Here is a 22,448-nt window from a genome sequence, read left to right as displayed (position 1 = left end):
TGTACCTATAGGCGGTCAAAGACCGCCTAAAAATATATTATTTTACTTTGTTCTCTGGATCTCCTCCGCCTGTCCATGGATCTAGACCTTTTTCCCAAGCTTCTTTATATTCGTCGAAAGTCATCAACTTTGTGAATATACTTAAGTCTCTTAAACCATTCTCATGCATTTCTTGAGTCTTTGAGTGAATAGCATCAGTAAGTGAAATAACTTTATATGCCCTAGCTAAAGCATCTGTAGCAGTTGATCTTACACATACATTAGTCCAAGTACCGGTTACAACAACTGTATCTATATTTTCTTCTCTTAAATAAAGGTCCAAGTCAGTATAAGCAAATCCACTATGTCTTCTCTTCTTTACTATATATTCATCTCCCTCAGGCTTTAACTCAGTAACAAAATCTGATCCCCAAGTTCCATCTACTGCATGAACTGGTCTTACTTTAAAGTCTGCATCATTTTTTCTATGGGCCTCTTGAATATGAACTAATTGTACGTCATCTTTACCTTCAGCATTTCTTTCTCTTACCCATTTAAAAATCTCTTGTAGCTTTGGAGTTATTATTGCTGTTCCCTCACAAAATAAAGCTCCCTTTGGATTAGCAAAATCATTCAACATATCTATTATTAAAATCGCATGTCTTGGCATTGTTAAAACTCCCCCTATTTTTTTATTATTTTTCGTTTTTTATTAGAAAGTTATCTTTCTAGGTAAAATTTGTATGCTTTGTCTCTTAATAAATTGACCAAATCCTGGTTTTGCCTTTATTCCTTTAATTTCTCTTATATGCTTATCTATTACTTCTGGATGATTTATTCTATAGCTATTTTCATATTCTGCACTGTGTAAGTATGGATATTTACTAAATTCGTCAGCATATTTTTCATCTATTCCTTCTGGGAAATTATGAACTATCGTTTTCAATTCTTCGTCTGTTAATCCTGCTAGGACACTTTCTTCTATATCTTCGAATACTAAATGTCCACGTACTATAGTTTTTGCAACTTTACCTTTTAGTTTCATTCCTTCAAGTGGGGAATATCCGCACATTGAAGCTTGCTTCTTAGGCTCAATAACCCATTCCTTATCTAAGTCGATTATTGTAAAGTCTGCATCTGAACCTATGTGCATAGCACCCTTCTTTGGATATAATCCATAATGTATTGCTGCATTAGTTGATAATATTTCAACTAATTTGCTTAGAGATATTCTTCCTTTATTGTATCCTTCACTAACTATGATAGGTACCATTGTTTCTACACCTGGTATTCCTGGAAATGCTGTCCATATGTTCATTCCTTCTCTAGCTTTTTCACTTTCTATTTCATAAGGAGCATGGTCTGTAGCTATAAAGTCGATACTACCATTATTTATTCCTTCCCATTGCTCTTCATTATCTTTCTTAGTTCTTAATGGTGGAGCTATTTTAGCAAAAGCACCATATTTTGTCATAGATTCTTGATAGTTTAAGGTTAAATAATGAGGACAAGATTCAGATGTTACGTTTAACCCTCTTTTCTTTGCTTCCCCTACTAGTTTTGCTCCTATTCCAGTACTCATATGAACTATGTGAAGTCTAGCTCCTGCATCCTCTGCAAAAGATATACCTAATTCAATTGCAACTTTCTCTGCTAATTCCATCCTTGCTTCAGCCCAAGCTGGTCCGTCCATTCTACCTTGTTTTTGGAATTCCTTTACATAATAATCGCACATGGAATAATTTTCAGCATGGATTCCTACTGGAAGTCCAGTTTTAGCTACTGCTTTAAATGCTTCATACATTTCTGGATCTGTAACTCTTGGGAAAGTAGGAACTGATGGTGTCATATAAGCCTTAAAGGCAACAACTCCATAATCAGCTTGTTCTTGCACATGATCAAGCCATCCTTCTCTTACATCCTCACCTGTTACTCCACCCCATAAAGCAAAATCTACTAATGCTTGTGGTTGTATTAAATCAACTTTCAATTGCAATTGTTTTGCACTTCTTACTGATGGAACAGAACAGCAAGGCATATCAATAATTGTAGTTACTCCACCAGAAGCTGCAGCTGCTGTACCTGTTAGGAAATTTTCTCTGTGAGGAAATCCTTGATACATAAAGTGAGTATGTGAGTCTATACAACCTGGTAATGTTAAATGTCCTTCTGCATCAATTATTTCCTTTGCCGCTATGCCCTCAATATTATCTAAAAATCCAGCTATCTTTTCATCTTTAACTAAAATATTAGTTATTATAGTATCGTCGCCTTGAGGAATCCTTGCATTTTTCACAATAATATCATACATACTTAGCTCTCCCCTTTTTAATTAAATTTGTACTAATAATAACATATTGTTTAAAAATATGCCTTGTTAGTTTACTATAAAAATACATCTTAAGATTAATTATTATGACAAATCTTTTGTATATTTTATATAATATTTTTGTATATTTTCCATATATCTTTTTTTGAATAACTAGTTATAATAGTGACTAAATAATATACATATATTTATATGATGTAGTAAATTATTTAAATAATATTGGGGAGGGAATTAAATGACATTAAAACTAATTGACCTATCTCAAGAGATTTATCAAGGCATGAGTGTTTTCCCAATGCATCAGAAAACATTTATAATGACTAATATGACACATGAAGAAAATATGAAAGCTACTGGAAGTAAAACCTTAGGATTTTCTGCAAGAAATCTACTTATTAGTGAACACGGTGGCACTCATAGTGATGGTGTATGGGAGTTTAATCCAGAAGGCCCAACTATAGACAATATGCCTTTAGAATACTTCTGGGGCTCAGCCATATGTCTTGATTTATCTCATATAAGATATCCGAACTATTTCGAACCAAAGGATTTGGAATCTGCCTTATCTCGTTCTGGACAGGAGATCCGACCAGGCGATATTGTTTTACTATATACTGGTCATCATGATAGAACCTTTGGTACAGATATGTTCCAAACTGATTATTCAGGATTAAGCTATGAAGCTGCAAAATGGCTAGCAGAAAAGGGTGTAGTAAATATAGGTGTAGATGCTCCTGCAATAGATTTAACTCCAGATGATACAGACTTTTCAGCCCATCTAGTTTGTGGAGAATACCATATAACCAATACTGAGAATTTGTGCAATTTAGACAAATTGATAAATAAAAGGTTTTTATATATTGGATTACCTTTAAAAATTAGAGACGGCACAGGTTCGCCAATCAGAGCAGTTGCATTATTAGAAGAATAGAAAAGCGCCAAGGGGTAGCGCCCCTTGGCTTATTATTTAGCTTTCTTTAATCGATGCTTGTTTATTTTCAACAACTAAACTTTTTATTATATTCATTTTCCCTGTATTTTTGTTTTTCTTAGAACTTTTTATAAGAAAGGATAAGGTACATAAACTTTTCCCATTTCATAATCACACTCAATTATTTCACCAGGCGAAATCTTTTCTACATATGTCAATGTTCTTATAACCATTCCATGACATACCATAATCACTTTATTATAATGAACATAATATTATATTTATAGCCTTCAAAATAGCTTCTTAACTTGAATATTTCAATGGTTTAAGGTATAGTATATTTAAATAAATATACTTGATAAAGGAGGATTAACATGAATAGATTGAGATTATCTATCCACTAGCGATAGAAAGAAAATCGAATGGCCTCTTTCTGTTGCTAGGCATTTAAACAGGAGGCTAAGAATGAATATAGTGAGCATCAACAAAATTATAACTTAATATATAATACATTTTTAGCTCCCAATAAATATTATTTGAATTGGCTATTCCAAATCATATATTAAGGGGGCAGCACTATGTACGAATCAATTCGTGTTAAAAATATTGATCTTGAATATAATGGTAAAAACATTCTTGATATAACCGAGCTAACTATTTACGAAGGAGAAAGAATAGGACTTATTGGAAGAAATGGTTCAGGTAAGACATCTCTTCTTAGAATCCTTGCAGGTGATCTAAAGCCAACTGGCTGTGAAGTTATTCATAATGGAAATGTTGTAATGATCCCTCAAATTCTCTCAGACCAAAATCAAAACATTAGTATCTCTAATTACTGGACTTCATTATGGCAAATTAATGCTAAAAGTACAACTGTTATGAGTGGTGGAGAAGAAACACGCTATAGAATTTCAAAAGCGTTTTCAGAGCAGGCAGTGTGTATCTTAGCAGATGAACCTACTTCCCACTTAGATCAAGAAGGAGTCGAACTTTTAATTCAACAACTCAATTACTATACAGGTGCACTTGTTATTGTAAGCCATGATCGTTACTTCTTAGATTCCACTGTCCATAAGATTTGGGAAATTAAAGATAATGGGATTTTAGAATATTACGGTAATTATTCTGATTATTTGAATCAAATTGAGTTTGAACGTAAACAACAAGAAAAACAATATAATATATATGTAAATGAAAGCGAAAAGTTAATACGCTCGATAGAAACTATAAAGAATAAAGCAAACAAGCTACAAACTAAGCAAGTTGGAAAACCAATAAAAAACAATACTCAACAAGACGGTAGATTAAGCGGTCAAAGACCCATTGGAAGTAAAGAAAAAAGTATGAATAGGATAGCAAAAAGTATAGAAAAAAGATTAGAAACCTTGGGAGAAGTAAATGCTCCAAAGGTGCAAAATAAAATTTTCTTTAGACAAAGCGAAGCTGTTAAATTGCATAATGAATTTCCAATCATGGGGGAAAATGTTTGTAAAAGTCTAGGAAATACGCATCTCTTTGATGAAGCATCATTTGTCATTCCATTAGGCAAAAAAATAGCCATTACTGGTGATAATGGTGCAGGCAAAACAACTTTTCTCAAAATGATTTTATCTAATGATGAAGGTTTAACAATTTCTAAAAAGGCCAAAATCGGATATTTTAAACAACAAAATTATAAGTCAACCAGCAATGAATCTTTACTCCAATTTCTATCTCAGGACTCAGATTATAAGTCTCATGAGTTAATTGCGATGCTGGTACAAATTGGATTTGAAATTCAGGATATTAGAAAGTCATTAAGCCAGCTTAGTGGTGGTGAACTTACTAAGGTAATGCTTGTTAAGATGTTATCCGGACAATACAATATACTTTTAATGGATGAGCCTTCCACATTTCTTGATACACAGAGTGTTCAAGCATTAGAATCCATGATGATAGCATATCAGGGGACCATCGTATTTGTCTCTCATGATATAAGATTAATAGATAATGTAGCAGATATTATTTATAAAATAAGAGATAAAAAGCTGAATAAAATAAAGGGTTAAATATAAATTGAAATATAGCTAAAGCCAGAGAACCACTTCTCTGGCTTTAGCTTATTCTTTCATCCGATCTATTTTTTCTCTTATATTCTTATAATCATCATCCCTAATAATTAAAAAACCTCTTTTAGACTTTAAATCCTGTAGTCCTGCACATGCTATATGGCATCCATTTATCACTATAATAAAGTCATATTCCTCACTCTCTATAGCATAACTAAATTCAAATTCTTTATAATCAGATTTTATTTTGTCTACAATACTAGTACGGTCAAATCTTGAGTTACAGCCACCACAGTATTTTATACCTACCTTCACCTATTCACCACCATTTAAAATCTTTCTAGCAAAGGATAATAATTCCTCATCGACTTGATTAACTAGAATCACCTTATCTATTGAATCTCCTAGTTTTTCTTTTAATATACTTTCTACGATCTCCTCAGTAGTAATCTGAGCAGAGGGACACCCATGGCAATTACCAGTTAATGTTATCCTCACTATTTTCCCAATAACAGAATTGACCTTTATATCTCCCCCGTGCAATTTAAGCTGCGGTCTAATAAATTTATCTACCACATCTTCTACCTCTTTTAATAAGATATCCTTCAAAGCTAAACCCTCCACTTAGATTATTCCTTTTTATTTATTAAATACTATTATTTATCCTTGCTAGTATCTACTTGTGCAATTTTTCTCGCCATTTCCTTCTTAGCCTCAAGATTTCCTTGTCGTGCAATCATTATTCTCTGAGCTTGCGGCGAACCAGCACCATGCATGGATTCAGTTCTATATCCAACTGCTGCAGTACCTAGTGTAATATTTTCTATCAACCTTAATACCCTCATACGATTTTCTGTTGAAGTTCCAGTTTTTCCGACTAAATATTTCTCAACATATTTTCCTATTTCTGGGTCTTTGAAATCCTTTTCTGATGGCATCGTAACCATCAATCCACCTGCTATATCCTCTGCTAACCTTGCTATTTCGTATGGGAAACGGGTTACATTTTGCTTACATACATTCGCTAATAATAAATCAATTAAATAATTTCCTGAAGCTGTTTTACTTCCCTCTGCTGAACAGGCAACAGCACATGCCCATAGGGTTTCATTTAAATGCATCATCTCTATTAGTTTATCTTTTATATGACTAGCCTTATTTGCACCATTATAATCTGCCGCCAAAGCTGCTGCACCTATTAATACATCACCTACACCTGTTTTACATGCATAGGATTGTCTATGATATCCAGCAAACCTTTCCACTAGCATACCAGCATATTTTGCCTCTTTACACATAAATATCCTATCATTCGGAACAAATACATCATTGAATATGACCAATGCCTCATGTCCGCCAAAATTAGCATTTCCAAGGTCAACATCTGCACCTTCTTCTAACTTTCTTGTATCACAGGATTGGCGACCATAAATCATTATTACTCCTTCTGCATCAGATGGAACTGCAAAGGATACTGCATAATCTTTGTCCTCTTCTTTTAATGCAATAGTAGGCATTATTAAATGTTCATGGGAATTTACAGCTCCTGTTTGATGAGCCTTTGCTCCTCTTACTACTATCCCGTCTTCTCTCACTTCAGTAATGCGAAGATATAAGTCAGGGTCTTCCTGTTGAGATGGAGAAAGTCCTCTGTCTCCCTTTGGATCTGTCATTGCTCCATCTACTGTATAATCATTTTCCTGAATGAATTTTAAGTAGTTTACAAATCTCTCATGATAGTTTGTTCCATATTCCTTATCCATTTCATAAGTAGTTGAATAGATTGCATTAAAAGCATCCATACCTACACATCTTTGAAAACAAGAAGCAGTTTTTTGCCCCAATAGTCTTTGCATCTTTATTTTTTTGATTAAATCTTCAGTACTTTGATGTATATGACAGAATCTATTAATTACTTCTCCTGTTAAATGTGACTTTGTAGTCATTAAATCTTTATATTCTTCTTGCTGAGCTAATTCATAGGTCATTGCTACTGAATTCATAGATGGTCTAATTATTGGATGGTCCACAGGGTTTTCAATAAGTTCTCCAAACATATATACCTTTAAATTCAACTTCCTTAAACTTTCTATATATTCCTCCCTAGTCATTAATGCCATTTAATACATCTCCTTTTAAATATATTTATACACCTTTTCTAATATGAGAGTTCATCGCTATCTTCTCATATTAGAACTTATCAGCAAATCTACCTTCCCATTCCTTTATAAGTTCATCTCTAAAATCTGGATGAGCTATATTGATCAAGGCCCTTCCTCTATCTTTTAGGGTCTTTCCCTTAAGATTTGCTACTCCATATTCAGTAACTATATAATGCACATCATTTCTTGAAGTAGTCACTGCTGCACCCTCATCTATTATAGATACTATTCTTGAAACTGTTCCCTTTGCAGCTGTAGAAGGCATTGCTATAATAGATTTTCCATCCTTTGCCATAGATGCACCACGAACAAAATCTACTTGCCCTCCTACCCCACTAAATTGTTTCTTTCCTACTGAATCCGAAACCACTTGCCCCATTAAATCCACTTGAATACATGAGTTAATGGACACCATTTTATAGTTTTTCATAATTACACAAGGATCATTTACATAATCTACAGGATGCATTTCTATATTTGGATTGTTGTTTACAAAATCATATAGTCTTTCTGTCCCCATCAAAAATGTAACTACCATTTTATCCTTATGCAAGGTTTTCATTTTATTTGTAATTACCCCTGCTTCATATAGTTCCAATACACCATCAGATATCATTTCTGAATGGATACCAAGATCCTTTTTATCCTTTAGGAAAAGCAGTACAGCATCTGGTATTGCTCCAATACCCAATTGTAAAGTTGAACCATCTTCAATTAAGGATGCACAATGTTTTCCTATTAAACGTTCAACATCTGATATCTTTGGCGGATTTAAGATTGGTAATAGACTATTAGCCTCTACAATATAATCTAAATCCTTTATATTGATAAAAGAATCTCCTAAAGTTCTTGGCATTTCTTCATTTATCTGAGCAATTGTTATCTTAGCACATTCTACCGCTGCCTTTGTGTAATCCACAGATGTACCTAGGCTACAATTTCCATTTCCATCTGGGGCACTAACAGTAACTAATGCAACGTCTACAGGCAACTTTCCTTCTCTAAATAGTTTTGGTACCTCATAGAAAAAACAAGGAGTATAATCTGCTCTACCTGAATTTATTGCCTCTCTAGTAGATCCGCCTGCGAATAAAGCATTATGTCGAAAATGTTTTTCCATACCTTCTTTTATATATTCGCTTTTTCCCATTGGAACCATATGAACTATTTCCACATTCTCATATTCATCTTTATTTGCCACCATGGCTTCAATAAGTAAAGAAGGTTCTCCTACAGCATGACCTATAACTACTCTATTGCCAGATTTTATATGTCTTACTGCTTCTTCTTTAGATACTAGTCTTTTATTATATTCTAATCTCCAATCCATCTAATCACTCCTAATACAATCTAGCAAAAATACCTTTTATTTCGTCTCTTGATAACTCTGTATAGTTATTTGCTAATAATCGTTGTTGCTTCTCAAGTACCGATACTGTAAATTCCTCAATCTCCTCTTCCTTCATACCATATTCTTTAAGTGATTTTTTCGGTAATAAATTATTCAATATTTTCTCAAGCTCATCATATACATTTTCAACTGTAGTTCCGATTAAACCTGCTAACATCTTATTTACATCTTTGATTTTTCCATTTGGATTCAGTCTATTGTATGTCTTAAATACTTCTACAAAGAATTGATAATTCACTTCTCCATGAGGTACATGATAAGTTCCCCCTACTGGATAGGATAGAGCATGAACTGCTCCTACTCCAGTGTTTGCAAAAGCAATACCTGCATAATTACTTGCAATTAGGAAGTCCTCTATTATTTCTGTTCTATATTCTTCGCCCTTTTCAATAATTTCTAGGTAGCCCTTTAATATGATCTCAATTGCTTTTATACTAAATAGCTCAGTATAACAGTTAGACTTTGGTGATACTAAAGATTCTATTGCATGTATCAAGGCGTCTATAGAACTGGTTACAAAGAATTTATACGGTAATGTTTTTACCATTTCAGGTATCATTATTGCATAGTCCGCATATAACTCATCTATTGCTAATCCCATTTTTGTTCCTTTGGATTTTAATTCAGCTATAGAAATATTAGTAGCTTCACTACCAGTACCGCATGTAGTAGGAATTATTATTAGCTCCTTGTCTTTTATCATTGGGATGGTTTTTTCAAATAGTTCCAATGTATTTGCTGCATCTTTAATTACAAATAATTTTGCAATATCAATTACAGAGCCTCCGCCGATTGCAATTATTCTATTAAATTTAATATCTTTTATATCATTAAATATTCTATCTATCATTTCATCTGACGGTTCTCCTAAACCGTATTTTTCTTGGTATACAATATGACATGGTAAGTTTAAATGTCCAAAATAAGGCTGATAAATATACTCATTAGTCAGTACTAGGTCTTTTTCGGTTATTGGAAACGCCTTTATAAATTCAGTACAGCTATTAAACTTATATATCTTAGGTTTTATAACTAATTGTCTCATTTAATCCACTCCTTTTTTTGATATTTAACCCCAAATTTCCTCATCTGTAGGTGCAGCTATTCCTGTTTTTACAAAGGCTACTCTAGATACATTTATTAGATGTTTATAGTTTAAGTTCTCTGATATACTATTGTTTCCCCAAGTTCCACAACCTAAAGTAGTAGTAGGTGATAAACTATTAAACAAGGAACCACCTGCTGTAGTAGATGATGGTGCATTTACTACTAATCTTGAAACAGTAAGATTTAATCCAGCATATCTTATATGCTCTTGGCTATTTGAGTGAATTGCAGTTGTATGTCCTTTCCCTTCTAATTCAAGGTTAGTTTGAGCGATTGCTACTGCCTCTTCAAATGTATTATATGGCAATACTATCATTACAGGGCACATCTTTTCTTTGCAAAGCAAATCTTCTTTTCCAATACCAGTTGGTTTTAACAATATTACTTTAGTTTCTTTTGGCACTTCAACGCCTGCTAAATTTGCAATAAATTGTACTGATTGCCCTACTATATCCCCATTTATCATTCCATTTTTAAATAAAATATCTCTAAATTTACTTACTGTTGCTTCATCTCCGGCATAGAATGCTCCATTTACTTCCATTGCTTTTACGATCTCTTCATATTTATCTTGAGGCACTATTATAGATTGTTCTCCTGAACAAATAATTCCATTATCAAATATTCTTCCTGCTATTACTTTTTGAGTAGCTTCTATGAAATCTATATCTCTATCTATGATTACTTGAACATTACCAGCACCTACTCCAAAGGATGGTTTTCCACTTGAATATGCTGATTTAACCATGGCCATTCCACCTGTAGCTAATACAACATCAGATTTTTGCATTAATTCATTGGTTAATTCAATTGATGGTTCTTCAATTATTTGAATTAAACTATCAGGTGCACCTAGTTTTTTAATTGCCTCATTCATCAACTCTACTGCATGGGCACTTGATTTTTTTGATCTTGGATGAGGAGCTACAATTATTGCATTTCCACCTTTTAACGCAAACATTGCATTACACATAGGTGTAACAATTGGGTTTGTAGTAGGGGTAACAGCACAAACCACTCCTATAGGTTTAGCTATAGAAATCAATCCATTTTCATAGTCTTCATCTATTATTCCTATGGATTTTTTACCCTTCAAGCTATTCCAAATAGTCTTAGATTTCCCCCTATTTTTCGCAACCTTATCTTCATATACTCCCATTCTTGTTTCTTCTACTGCTTCCTTTGCTAAAATCTCAGCGTTATCATAAATTACCTTACCCATTGCTTTTACAATATTATCTACTTGTTCTTGAGTAAATTTTTCAAATACTTTCTGAGCTTCTCTAGCCTTTTCTACCATTACATCCACAACTGTTTTATCCACTGAACCATCCCTCTTTTCTTATTTATTCTTAGTTATTTAATATTGCAAGAAATGTGCCATTACTAAAAAAAATATAATGTTTTTCCTTCACCGCTATCTCCCTCGTTAAATAATTAACTATTCTATGCAAAAAATATCCCCAGTTAGAACTGTTGCATTATTGCATCATCTTTATTGGGGATATTTGATATTTTTTTAACTATATTGGCTAAAATAAGAACTTTCCTTTTCTTTATGCAACTGATGCATTTTCACAACTAATTGCATTTTCGCAACACTCATCTGTATTTCTGTCTCTTTCGTACAAAAGTAGCAGGGTCAATTTCTAGTACCTTTGCAGCATCACGCACGTTACCATATGTATTGAAAGCAATTTCTAGCAGATGTTTTTCAACTTTATTTAGTGCTTGTTTTAATGGCACTATCTCATTTTCATTGATCACATTCTGTACTTTATCCCAAGCCAATATGGACTTAGGAAGATCAGGTTTACTAATTATATCTTTCTCTGACATTACCATTATTCTTTCAATAATATTTCTAAGTTCTCTTACATTCCCTTTCCATTCATAAGCATATAATATCTTGAGTGCTTCACTGGATATGGTTTTTTTAAACCTATATTTCTTATTTAATTTGTTTAAGAAATAATGTATAAGAGGTATGATATCATCTCGCCTATCTCTCAAAGGAGGTATTGTAATTGGCACTATATTTAATCTATAGTATAAATCCTCTCTAAATAACTTTTCTCTTACCATTTCCTCAAGATTTCTATTAGTTGCTGCCAGAATTCTCACATCTACAGTTATTTCTTCTACTCCACCAACTCTAGTAAATTGTCCATCTTGGAGCACTCTTAGAAGTTTTACCTGCATATCAAGGGGCAACTCTCCTATTTCATCTAAGAATATTGTCCCTCCATCAGCTACTTCAAACAACCCTATTTTCCCTTCCTTATTTGCTCCTGTAAATGCTCCTCTTTCATACCCAAATAATTCTGCTTCTATTAATGTTTTAGGTATGGAGCCACAATTAACCTTTATAAATTGCTTAGTTTCCCTATTACTATTTTTATATATTAACTTTGCTATTTCTTCCTTACCTACGCCAGTTTCTCCTGTAATCAACACTGTTGTATCAATAGGTGCCACTCTGATTGCCATTTGAATGATATCTAACATCTTCTTATCCATAGCAATTAAGTCGTTATTCTTTAACAATTCTATTTTCATAGCTTCTAATTCTACAGAATATTTCTTTGTCAAGTTTTCTTTTTCATCTAGTTTTTCTTTTAATTCATAGAGTTCAGTAATATCCCTTACATTTGTAACTACCATAGTAATATCTCCTGCACTGTTAAATACCGGAGTAGATGTGACTAAGGCTTTTTTTCCAGTCTTAAAATTTTGTTCAATTGTATTTACCTTCCTATCTTTTAATACAAGTAGAGTTGCAGATTGAGATATATATCCTTCATTTACAAGATCATTCATATTACGCCCAATTAGCTCCTCGATTTTTATACCAGCAATCCTCTCATAAGCCTTATTTACCATTATTGTATTAGCTCTTCCATCAGTTATGTAAATTCCATCATATGATGAATCCAATATATCACTTATCCTTAAATGTAGACCTTCTTCAACAAACAAAGCAATCACCCCTTTCTGCATTAATTATACTATATTTTAACATAAATACGAACTACCTTTAAGTAGGGAAAAAACATTAAAAAATAAATTGCTTAAAATATTCTAAGCAATTTACTTTTATAACGTATATAAAATCTCTCATTTAATTTTGATTTTTAAAATCTCTGACATAATTGGGTTTCAAAAAGTTCTAATGATTTCATAGAAACTTTTTCTAATTCCCCTGTTTAATCTTACTAATGTTTTTTATTATTATAGATATAGTTCCATCTGGATTATTTACAAACTCAATTATATTTCTATCTCTATAAATATCAACTGGTATATCCAGTTGGATACCATTATCCATCTTGATTTTGTGTACAGTTAATTTCTTTTCTGGTTTTTTCCCTTCTAAATCTACAACTTTATTGACTCCTGCCTCTTCAACTCTTTCTATATATTCCTTTTTTATATCAGGATTATTTCTAAACATTGCATTCGCAACATTTTCTACTTCAATACTACCGCTATCAAGATTATCATAAATTGCTTCTTTTATTTCAGATACCTTATCAAAGTCGTCATCATAATATCTCTTAGTTATATCTTTAGCTACTTCTCTCATGACCTTGATACTTTCCTTAATAGAAAGATCTGTATCACAACCTAAAAACATCTTAGAAAAATATAATATCTTTTCTCCCTCAATATCATATTCTCTTTCGAATATCTTTAGAGATAAATCTTCTAAGTTGATTAATGCTGCTTCGATATTTTTCTGTGTTTCAGATGGAAACATTACTTTATTTACAACTATTTTATTTAATGTTCCAGAATCACCATAATCAACATAATGAGTATATCCTTCCTTATAGTTAAACTTTATGATAATGAGATAATTATGACCTTCAATATTTAAGGAGGCCATTAACAAGTCGCCGCTAGGTATTTCAATATATCTTAACATAAGTCCATATAATTTCTCTGCAATAGATATACTAGCATCAATGAAATCTTCATTGATATTTTTAATCAAATCTTTTATCTGTGAGTTTTCAATAAATTTTCCTGACTTAACAGCTTGATCATTAAATATCCTTTCAATGTGTTTTCCAATAAATCCTTGTATTTTTTCATCGTCTAACTCTAATTTCTCTTTAGAATAAACAGGTAGTGCAGAAGTAGAGTCGAGTATATGAAGTATAGCATTGTTTATTTTTATTTCCAATAGTATTCACTCCTTGAAATTAATCACTCTCTATCTTATCACTTATTTCCTACAATTAAAATCACAAAATTAAAGGATATACCTAAGTAAAGGTATATCCTCTTGGCTTATCATTCCATCATTTTCCTAATAACTCTTTAATTTTAATGGCTATCTCTAGATTTAACCTATGATTTGGATCTTCCAAGTCCATTCCTGTTATTTCACTGATACGAGTAATCCTATATAAAACCGTATTATAATGTGTAAATAACTGTTCTGATATTCTAGTTAAATTTCCATTATTTTTGAAATATACATCTAAAGTCTTAACTAATTCTGTAGATTTTTTCTTATCATAATCAACTAATGGTTTTAGTGTAGAGTTGTAGAAATCTTCTAACTCGTCTACTAAACTATCTTGAGATAAGATTTTAAATATACCTAATTCATCAAATGTTACTATCTCTTTATATGTAATAATCTTTCCTATCCTTACAGTTCTGACTGCATCTTGAAAACTCTTATCTACATTATCTAAGCCCTTATATGTTCTTCCTACTCCTATCTTTACATCTAAATTGTCACATTTATTAGATATACATTCAACAATTTTCTTATTAAAATCCTTGAGCCGATCTGAAATTTGTTTTTTATCTTCAAAACTTAATAGAATTTGAACTCCATTAGCTTTAGTAGATACTATGCCCCTTAAGTTTAAGTATTGCATCAATTCTTCTATGGTATGGACTACTGGGTTTATAAAATCCTGTATGTAGTCAATTAATGTATCAGTTTCATTTGATTCATTTTTATGCTTAAAACTCATTACTTCTATCACATAATAATCTTCAATCTGTAAATTAAAAAATCTAGCTCTATCTAATGCCTTTTTCTTTCTCTTTGAATCTATAGAAATTAAGTCTTCAAAAAATTCTGACCTATATCTAATTTCCACTTCCTTAACTGATAGTTCCTGTAATATTGAAAGTGCTATAGTAGTTGAAGCTGACTCAATTATAGCTAGGTCAAAGCCTCCCAAAGGCATATCCGTACCCCAAGTAAATAGATGTCCATATATATGATCTCTTAGCACTATAGGCATAATCATTCTTTTGATATACTTCCCATTAATAAGGACCTTATCCTCAATTAATTTTTTTAATCTATTTTTTGTATTATTGGATTCATAAAATTCTTTTACTTCTTTAGTTAATTCTAAACTATAGGATTCATTTGTTCCATTAACACATTCAATTATTTCGTTCGAAAAGCTTAAATGAAGGATTACAGGATTTTTAATATTTTCTTGAACTATTTGGGCTAAGTCTTCTAACCCATTGCCCTCTAGCATAGCACCCATTAATCGTTCATGAACCTTTTCAATTCTTTCTAGTAATAATGCCTGTTTATTAAATATCTCTTTAAAAGTAGACATCATTATATCTGATAAAGGAATAGAGGAGTGTATATCTATTATAGGAAAACTTAAATCATTAGCTAAATCAAGAACCTCTGAAGAAAGTGTCTCTATGTAAGGAGATATCTTTATACCAATACCTGCCAACTTCTTTGATGCACACTCTTTTATAAGTTCTATTTGAGCATCTATATTATCCTGTTTAAAAGAATAAGCAGTTGTTAGTAAAAATTCACCTTCCGCTGTCCATTCTAATATATCTGGATCTGCCATTATGTTTACTCTAGATATGGTATTTCTAGCCCCCCTAAATCCTGCAATCAAACTAGAGGATTTCATTACATCAAGCTTTAACATGTCCTCTATACTGATACCATTTTGTCTAGCCATAGATAACAACTCCTTTTTTCAAAGTAAAGCAGTATGGTGCCATAAAATCATGGACACAGGCGATTATTTTTGCTTGATTTCTATAATCCATAGGAAAGTCCTTTCTTAATTTTTTTGCAAAAAGAACTTGACCTAAATGGATTTTAAAAGTTACCTATAGTCCTTGGATGAAAGCTCCTTTGTATATTGAGCTATAAATTGATAATCATTAATTACATAAATACTCTCTGGATATTAATCAAATGGTTTTTCAATCCTCCTTCCTTTTACATATCTTTCTACTATATACCTATCATCACCTATATAGATAAACTTCTGGAGCCTTTCTTCTATTGACAACTCATTTACATCTGATAAAGAACTATCATCAATTACTAGAGCATCAAATTCATAGCCCTTTTCGAAACTTCCTACCTTGCCAAAGAAACTTCCACCGCCCTTAGTTCCAAGGAAAAATCCTTCACTAAATGTAAGTGGTGCCAATTCCTTATTTGAATTTAGCCAAGCCATTTTAGAAGCCTGAATAGTTCCTGCTATGATATTTGGTATGCTTAAACTATTTCCACCAGAAATATCTGAGCCTAATCCCACCGGTACTCCCTTGTTCAAAAATTTCCTAACTGGCATTATACCACTTGACAAATTATAGTTTGAATAAGGGCAATGTGCTGCATAGACCCCATTTTTAGCCATTAAATCAATCTCTTCATCAGTGTTATATATGCAATGTGCCATTATGGTACTAGTTTGACCAAATAGATTAAAGTCATCATAAACAGAAGCGTAATTTTCAGAATTAGGAAAAAGTTCTTTAACCCAAATTATTTCAGATTTATTCTCATTTAAGTGAGATTGAACAGGTATTTTATAATCAATAGCCAAGCCTGCTAAACTCTCAAGTAATTCTTCGGAACAAGTAGGGATAAACCTAGGTGTAACAATAGGTTTAACCAATGATGATTTATTTATATATTCTTTTATTATTTCTTCAGTATCAACTATAGATGCTCTTGTATTTTCTGTAAGATAAGGAGCAGTATTTCTATCCATATTTACTTTTCCTACATATGCTCCTAAACCAGATTCTATAAACATATCCAATAAGAGTTTAGTACTTTCTTTATGAATACTTGCAAAAACACCTGACCTAGTAGTTCCAACTCTCCATAGCTCATTTATAAGTCTAGAAAACACTTTTCTAGAATAATCTAAATCACTATATTTTCCTTCCTCAGGAAATGTGTAGGTTTCAAGCCAAGGAATAAGTTCCTTATCTAATCCTAAACCTCTGTTAGGATATTGAGGAGCATGAAGATGTAAATCAACAAATCCCGGTATAATTAATTTATCAGAAAAATCTTGAATTGTATAGTCTTTGTAAGATTTATCTAACTCGCTACAAATATCTACTACTTTTCCGTCTTCTATTATTATGTACGAATTCTTATGAATTTGGAATTTTTCTTTTGTTGGAGTAAAAGCTATATTACCCTTTAGTACTATTTTACTCATAATTCAACACCCCTTATATTATTATCTAGACTTTCAACGGATATTAACCAACATAACTTCTCATTTATATTATAATATTATCTAGATAACAATCCTATGTAGATATTATACAAATTCAATAAGTTATTCTACACTTTCCTAATATAACTTTTCCAAAATGTCTATCTCTTTATAACGACGGATTACTTCTATAACTTCTTCCATTGTCTTATCTATAATTTTATCTTTATGATATACAATACTAAAATTTCTCTCCCATTTAAATTCTGGATTGCTAATTAACTTCATTTCTCCATTTTTGATTTCTTCTTCTACCAGACGAACGGAAAGCACTCCTAAACATTGATGTTCTATTATTGCACTCCTCATAGCACCAGGACAATTAGTTTCCCATCGAGTTTTTATAGTAACACCATTATCCAGCAAATAATCTTCAAATAATTTTCTTGTACCACTACCTTTTTCTCTCATAACAAAATCCATATCTTGTAAATCATATAGATTAACTTCTTTTCTTTTGCTAAAAATATGATCTTTACTACAAACAAGAACTAAATAATCATCTACTGCTGGAATACAAATTAAATTAGGATTTGTAATCTTTCCTTCTACTAAGGCAATATCTAATTCTGATTTTAGAAGCCTTTCCTCTATGGTACTTGTATTATTTACATAAGCATATGGTTCAATTTTAGGATTATTTTCTTTGATTCTCTGAATTATATTGGAAAGAAGACAATTTCCTATAGTTATTGTTGCCCCTATGTATATCTTATTAACCCCACTTATTGAAAACATTTTTTCTTCTAAATCATCATATTGTTTTACTACTTTTCTAGCATAAGAAAGTAATTTTTTACCTTCTGGAGTTATATGTAATCTTTTACAAAGACGTTCAAATAAAAGCACCTCATAATACTCTTCTAACTCTCTAATAGTTTGACTTACAGTAGGTTGAGAGATGAAAAGTTTTGATGCTGCAACACTCATTTTTCCACTATCTGCAACTTCAATAAAGATCCTTAAATGTCTTATTGTCATACTTATTCCCCTTTATTTATAAAGATTTATTATTATAAATCTAAAATGTTTATAGGTTTTACCTATGATTATGATTAGATAATATCACTTTATTAATAGTTAAACAAGTGATATTATAATACCATAACGATCGTTAAAAATACTACAAAGGAGTGAGGATTGTGAAAGTCCTTATCATCGGTGGTGTAGCTGCCGGAACTAAGGTGGCTGCAAAATTAAAACGTGAAAATCAGGACCTTGAAGTTACAATATTAACAGAAAGCAAAGATATTTCTTATGCAGGTTGTGGTCTACCTTACTATGTAGGTAATGTAATTCCTAATAAAGATAAATTGATTGTTAACACTCCAAAAAGTTTTTTTGAATTAACTGGATCTAATGTACTAACAGAGATGAAAGTAACTAAAGTTAATCCTAAAGAAAATACAATAGAAGCTTTAGATTTGAAAACAAATGAAACTTATACATACGAATATGATAAGTTAGTCATTGCTTCAGGTGCACAACCCATAAAACCTCCTCTAGAAGGTGTAGATTTAGATGGTGTCTTCTTTATGAGAACTCCAGAAGATGCAATTTCATTACGGGGTGCTATTGAAGCAGATAAAATCAAACGTGCTGTTGTAGTTGGTGGTGGATTTATCGGACTGGAAGTTGCTGAGAACTTAGCACTCCAAGGAATTAATGTTACTGTAATCGATATGGCTGAAATGGTTCCACCGGGATTTGAACCTGAATTTACCGAATATATTGCAAATCATTTAGCAGAACATGGAATTATGGTTTTTACAGGAACTAAATTAGAAGCTATTATCGGTGAAAACAAAGTGGAAAAAATTAAAACAGATAAACGTGTTATGAAAGCAGATGCAGTTATTCTTTCAATAGGTATACGTGCTAATACAGGATTTTTAGCTGATACCGATATTGAACTAATGCCAAATAGAACTATAAAAGTAAATAATTCTTTCCAAACTAATTATGAAAATATTTATGCTATTGGTGACTGTGCTAGTGTAGCAAATAAAATAACGGGAGAACCTGCTTGGTCTCCAATGGGATCTACTGCAAATATCACAGGTCGTATTTTAGCTAAAAACATTAATGATGAAGGGATTAATTATGGTGGAGTTCTTGGAACAGGGGTTGCCAAATTGCCTGAACTTAATATTGGTAGAACAGGATTAACAGAAGCTGCCGCTAAAGACGCAGGTTATGATGTAATAAGTGTGGTAACAGTTGTAGATGATAAAGCACATTACTATCCAGATGCATCTTTCTTTATAGTTAAGATGTTAGCAGATAGAAATACTAAAAAGCTGTTGGGTTTACAGGTTTTAGGAAAAGGTGCTGTAGATAAAATGATAGATATTGCTGTAACCGCAATTACCATGGAGGCGACTTTAGAAGATCTTGAAAATATGGATTTAGCATATGCTCCTCCGTTTTCAACTGCTATTCATCCTTTTGCACATACTGTAAATGTCTTATTGAATAAAATAAGTGGCAATTTTAATACTATTACACCTTATGATTTTGCAGCCGGTAAAGCAGAAGGATATAAAATAATTGATGCATCTATCGTTCCATCCCTAAAGGGCATTCCTTATGTTGATCTTTCTAAGGTAGATGGAGAATTACCTGAGTATGGTAAAGATGAAAGGTTATTATTAGTATGTTCCAAAGGTAAGAGGGCCTATATGCTACAAAATCGCTTAAAACACTTTGGCTATACTAATACATTAGTTCTTGAAGGTGGTTCGATTTTAAATCAAATATAAATATAAAAAAGTAGGGGGTAAATAAATTATGGCAAGTTTAACAATTAGTCCAGAAAATCAAAAAAAAGTAAAAGCATTAGGTTTTCTTGCTAACAAAGGTACTGATAATTTCTCTGGTAGAATTATTACTGTTAATGGAAAAATCACTGCAGCTCAAAACAAATGTTTATCAGAAGCAGCAGAGCTTTTCGGCAATGGTACTGTAACATTTACATCAAGACTAACAATAGAATGTCCTGGAATTCCTTATGACAAAATTGAAGACTTTAGAGCTTATATAGCTAAAGAAGGCTTAAGAACAGGTGGCACTGGTTCTAAGGTACGTCCAGTAGTTTCTTGTAAAGGTACAACTTGTCAATATGGTTTAATTGATACTTTTGATTTATCAGAAAAAATTCATGAAAAATTCTTCAATGGTTATGCTGATGTAAAATTGCCACATAAATTTAAAATTGGTGTAGGGGGATGTCCTAATAACTGTATGAAACCTAGTTTAAATGACCTAGGAATCGTTGGACAAATGGTACCTAATTATGATAGTGAATCATGTAATGGTTGTAGAGTATGTAGTGTAGAAAATACTTGTCCAGTTCACGCTACTAAAGTTATTAATGATGTTTTAGAAATTGATAAAGAAATATGTAATAACTGTGGACGTTGTATTGGTACTTGTCATTTTGATGCTATACCAAATGGCCAAGTAGGATATAAGATATATATAGGCGGTAGATGGGGTAAATTAGTAAATCACGGAATTCCTTTAAATAAGATATTTACATCCGAAGAAGAGGTTATGGATATAATTGAAAAAACTATACTCTTATTTAGAGAACAAGGTGAAACTGGAGAGCGTTTATCTCAAACAATAGAAAGAATCGGTTTTGAAAATGTTGAAGCTCAATTATTATCTAATGAACTTTTAGACAGAAAAGAAGAAATTTTAAGCTCTGAACTTCATTTAGCTGGGGGCGCTACTTGTTAGTTAAATAAAGAAATTATCCAAAAGAAAGTTTTATTGAAAACTTTCTTTCGGATAATAATTATTTTTTAAATTCACTCGTCTTTTTTTTCACATTGTTTGACATAATTTTTACATTGTTTTATAAGGGGGAGAAAAATGAATAGTAAAAAACTCTTTGGTATTATCCTTTGTATTGGAATTGCTATCTTAGCCACATTTATAGGTGGATTACAAAATATAGTCGGTGCTCCAATGATTGGCTTATTCATAGGCATGCTTATACTAAATATCATGCCATCCATAGATAAAGACCTCAAATCTGGTACGTCTTACGCTGGAAAGAAATTTCTAAAATGGGGGATTATCTTAGCTGGTGCAACTCTTAATTTTAATCAAGTCTTAGGCTATGGGGCTAAGGCATTACCTTTACTTCTCTTTAATATTTGTTTATCCTTTGCTGTAGCCTATTTTGTGGGTAAAAAATTGGAATTATCAACTAATACTTGTACATTAGTTGGTGGTGGTAGTTGTATTTGCGGGGGTACTGCAATTGCAACTTTGGCTTCAATTATTAAGGCTAAAGAAACTGAAATTGCATATGCTATGACTGCTATATTTTTATTTGATATCTTAGCTGCTTTACTTTATCCTTATTTAGCTGGATTTATGGGATTGACTCCTAACCAATTTGGATTTTTAGCGGGTGCAGCTATAAATGATACTTCAAGTGTTGCTGCAGCTGAAGCAACATACAATGTTTTAAATAATCTTGACTCAAGTTTAGCAATTACTATAAAGCTTGCAAGAACTAGTTTACTAATCCTTGTTTCCATTGTTGCTACAATTATAACTGTAAAAAATGAATCTAAAGCAAATAAAGATAGCGGAGGACATATATCTATCGGCCAAACTGTTATGAAGGTTTTCCCATGGTTTATAGTTGTTTTCTTAGGAATGGCTATATTAAATACTTTAGGAGTATTTAATATTATTCCGGGAGCTTCAAAATTCTTTAAAACTGGCTATAAATTCTTAATAACAGCAGCTTTAGCTGGTGTTGGATTTAAAATTCATTTTAAAGACCTTTTCACAAAAGGAACTAAACCTATTATCCTTGGTGGATGTACTTGGGCTGCAGTTGCTTTATCCTCATTATTGTTTATTACAATCTTTGCTAACTATGTAGGATAATTTTAATAAGACCTAAG

Annotated in this window: 18 protein-coding genes; 5 read left to right on the top strand and 13 right to left on the bottom strand. The window is 32.0% G+C overall.

Annotation, left to right across the window (positions count from 1 at the left end):
* Positions 1 to 37 precede the first annotated feature (37 nt).
* Both CIW83_RS19060 and CIW83_RS19055 read right to left on the bottom strand, forming a co-directional pair.
* A complete protein-coding gene (locus CIW83_RS19060) occupies positions 38 to 649 on the bottom strand; it encodes a cysteine hydrolase family protein (RefSeq protein WP_094904054.1) in 612 nt (203 codons plus the stop codon).
* A 42-nt stretch (positions 650 to 691) separates the two neighbouring features.
* Positions 692 to 2,290 carry a dihydroorotase family protein gene (locus CIW83_RS19055; protein ID WP_094904053.1) on the bottom strand — a complete coding sequence of 533 codons (1,599 nt, stop codon included), beginning with the start codon at positions 2,288 to 2,290 and terminating at the stop codon, positions 692 to 694.
* A 253-nt stretch (positions 2,291 to 2,543) separates the two neighbouring features.
* On the opposite strand from CIW83_RS19055, the gene CIW83_RS19050 reads away from it, so the two are divergent.
* Together CIW83_RS19050 and abc-f are read left to right on the top strand one after the other, a co-directional pair.
* Positions 2,544 to 3,239 carry a cyclase family protein gene (locus tag CIW83_RS19050; RefSeq protein WP_094904052.1) on the top strand — a complete coding sequence of 232 codons (696 nt, stop codon included), beginning with the start codon at positions 2,544 to 2,546 and terminating at the stop codon, positions 3,237 to 3,239.
* Positions 3,240 to 3,817: 578 nt separating this feature from the next.
* Complete coding sequence (gene abc-f / locus CIW83_RS19045) at positions 3,818 to 5,287, top strand: ribosomal protection-like ABC-F family protein (protein ID WP_094904051.1); 1,470 nt, start codon at positions 3,818 to 3,820, stop codon at positions 5,285 to 5,287.
* Between the two features lie 51 nt (positions 5,288 to 5,338).
* Here abc-f and CIW83_RS19040 read toward each other — a convergent pair whose 3' ends face one another.
* The 11 genes from CIW83_RS19040 to CIW83_RS18990 all read right to left on the bottom strand — a co-directional run bounded on the left by CIW83_RS19040 (position 5,339) and on the right by CIW83_RS18990 (position 18,498).
* Positions 5,339 to 5,602 carry a hypothetical protein gene (locus tag CIW83_RS19040; protein WP_094904050.1) on the bottom strand — a complete coding sequence of 88 codons (264 nt, stop codon included), beginning with the start codon at positions 5,600 to 5,602 and terminating at the stop codon, positions 5,339 to 5,341.
* Positions 5,603 to 5,896 (bottom strand): NifU family protein, encoded by a 294-nt coding sequence (locus CIW83_RS19035; RefSeq protein ID WP_158220179.1) that lies wholly within the window; start codon positions 5,894 to 5,896, stop codon positions 5,603 to 5,605. It lies immediately after the preceding gene.
* Positions 5,897 to 5,943: 47 nt separating this feature from the next.
* A complete protein-coding gene (locus CIW83_RS19030) occupies positions 5,944 to 7,407 on the bottom strand; it encodes a 4-hydroxyphenylacetate 3-hydroxylase family protein (protein ID WP_094904048.1) in 1,464 nt (487 codons plus the stop codon).
* Between the two features lie 70 nt (positions 7,408 to 7,477).
* On the bottom strand, positions 7,478 to 8,779 hold the full coding sequence (locus CIW83_RS19025; RefSeq protein WP_094904047.1) for an acetyl-CoA hydrolase/transferase family protein: 1,302 nt from the start codon (positions 8,777 to 8,779) through the stop codon (positions 7,478 to 7,480).
* A 10-nt stretch (positions 8,780 to 8,789) separates the two neighbouring features.
* Positions 8,790 to 9,905, bottom strand: coding sequence for a 4-hydroxybutyrate dehydrogenase (locus CIW83_RS19020; RefSeq protein WP_094904046.1), 1,116 nt, complete (start codon positions 9,903 to 9,905; stop codon positions 8,790 to 8,792).
* Positions 9,906 to 9,929: 24 nt separating this feature from the next.
* Positions 9,930 to 11,291, bottom strand: coding sequence for an aldehyde dehydrogenase family protein (locus CIW83_RS19015; protein WP_235601412.1), 1,362 nt, complete (start codon positions 11,289 to 11,291; stop codon positions 9,930 to 9,932).
* Between the two features lie 278 nt (positions 11,292 to 11,569).
* Positions 11,570 to 12,946, bottom strand: coding sequence for a sigma-54-dependent Fis family transcriptional regulator (locus CIW83_RS19010; RefSeq protein ID WP_201260044.1), 1,377 nt, complete (start codon positions 12,944 to 12,946; stop codon positions 11,570 to 11,572).
* 214 nt (positions 12,947 to 13,160) lie between these two features.
* Complete coding sequence (locus tag CIW83_RS19005) at positions 13,161 to 14,156, bottom strand: nucleoid-associated protein (RefSeq protein ID WP_158220178.1); 996 nt, start codon at positions 14,154 to 14,156, stop codon at positions 13,161 to 13,163.
* A gap of 118 nt (positions 14,157 to 14,274) precedes the next feature.
* Positions 14,275 to 15,945 carry a PucR family transcriptional regulator ligand-binding domain-containing protein gene (locus CIW83_RS19000; protein ID WP_094904043.1) on the bottom strand — a complete coding sequence of 557 codons (1,671 nt, stop codon included), beginning with the start codon at positions 15,943 to 15,945 and terminating at the stop codon, positions 14,275 to 14,277.
* Between the two features lie 234 nt (positions 15,946 to 16,179).
* A complete protein-coding gene (guaD, locus tag CIW83_RS18995; RefSeq protein WP_094904042.1) occupies positions 16,180 to 17,457 on the bottom strand; it encodes a guanine deaminase in 1,278 nt (425 codons plus the stop codon).
* Between the two features lie 138 nt (positions 17,458 to 17,595).
* The gene (locus CIW83_RS18990; protein WP_094904041.1) at positions 17,596 to 18,498 is read right to left on the bottom strand and encodes a LysR family transcriptional regulator; all 903 of its coding nucleotides are present in this window, start codon (positions 18,496 to 18,498) and stop codon (positions 17,596 to 17,598) included.
* Positions 18,499 to 18,659: 161 nt separating this feature from the next.
* Here CIW83_RS18990 and CIW83_RS18985 point away from each other — a divergent pair, with 161 nt between their 5' ends.
* From CIW83_RS18985 to CIW83_RS18975, 3 genes are all read left to right on the top strand, one after another.
* Complete coding sequence (locus CIW83_RS18985) at positions 18,660 to 20,279, top strand: FAD-dependent oxidoreductase (RefSeq protein WP_094904040.1); 1,620 nt, start codon at positions 18,660 to 18,662, stop codon at positions 20,277 to 20,279.
* 28 nt (positions 20,280 to 20,307) lie between these two features.
* Positions 20,308 to 21,261 (top strand): (4Fe-4S)-binding protein, encoded by a 954-nt coding sequence (locus CIW83_RS18980; RefSeq protein ID WP_094904039.1) that lies wholly within the window; start codon positions 20,308 to 20,310, stop codon positions 21,259 to 21,261.
* A 135-nt stretch (positions 21,262 to 21,396) separates the two neighbouring features.
* Positions 21,397 to 22,431: a YeiH family protein gene (locus CIW83_RS18975; protein ID WP_094904038.1), complete on the top strand. Its 1,035-nt coding sequence runs from the start codon at positions 21,397 to 21,399 to the stop codon at positions 22,429 to 22,431.
* Positions 22,432 to 22,448 lie beyond the last annotated feature (17 nt).

This window comes from Tissierella sp. P1, from assembly GCF_002266425.1.
In the GTDB taxonomy this organism is placed as follows: domain Bacteria; phylum Bacillota; class Clostridia; order Tissierellales; family Tissierellaceae; genus Tissierella; species Tissierella carlieri.
Note: the sequence above shows the minus strand (reverse complement) of the source record. Positions and strands in the feature narration are given on the sequence as shown.

Bases quoted from the DNA above. Each gene is read 5' to 3' on its own strand.
- CIW83_RS19060 (WP_094904054.1), bottom strand. From the start codon at position 649: ATGCCAAGACATGCGATTTTAATAATAGATATGTTGAATGATTTTGCT.
- CIW83_RS19050 (WP_094904052.1), top strand. From the start codon at position 2,544: ATGACATTAAAACTAATTGACCTATCTCAAGAGATTTATCAAGGCATG.
- abc-f (WP_094904051.1), top strand. From the start codon at position 3,818: ATGTACGAATCAATTCGTGTTAAAAATATTGATCTTGAATATAATGGT.
- CIW83_RS19000 (WP_094904043.1), bottom strand. From the start codon at position 15,945: ATGGCTAGACAAAATGGTATCAGTATAGAGGACATGTTAAAGCTTGAT.
- CIW83_RS18980 (WP_094904039.1), top strand. From the start codon at position 20,308: ATGGCAAGTTTAACAATTAGTCCAGAAAATCAAAAAAAAGTAAAAGCA.
- CIW83_RS18990 (WP_094904041.1), bottom strand. From the start codon at position 18,498: ATGACAATAAGACATTTAAGGATCTTTATTGAAGTTGCAGATAGTGGA.
- CIW83_RS19030 (WP_094904048.1), bottom strand. From the start codon at position 7,407: ATGGCATTAATGACTAGGGAGGAATATATAGAAAGTTTAAGGAAGTTG.
- CIW83_RS19055 (WP_094904053.1), bottom strand. From the start codon at position 2,290: ATGTATGATATTATTGTGAAAAATGCAAGGATTCCTCAAGGCGACGAT.
- CIW83_RS18975 (WP_094904038.1), top strand. From the start codon at position 21,397: ATGAATAGTAAAAAACTCTTTGGTATTATCCTTTGTATTGGAATTGCT.
- CIW83_RS19020 (WP_094904046.1), bottom strand. From the start codon at position 9,905: ATGAGACAATTAGTTATAAAACCTAAGATATATAAGTTTAATAGCTGT.
- CIW83_RS19025 (WP_094904047.1), bottom strand. From the start codon at position 8,779: ATGGATTGGAGATTAGAATATAATAAAAGACTAGTATCTAAAGAAGAA.
- guaD (WP_094904042.1), bottom strand. From the start codon at position 17,457: ATGAGTAAAATAGTACTAAAGGGTAATATAGCTTTTACTCCAACAAAA.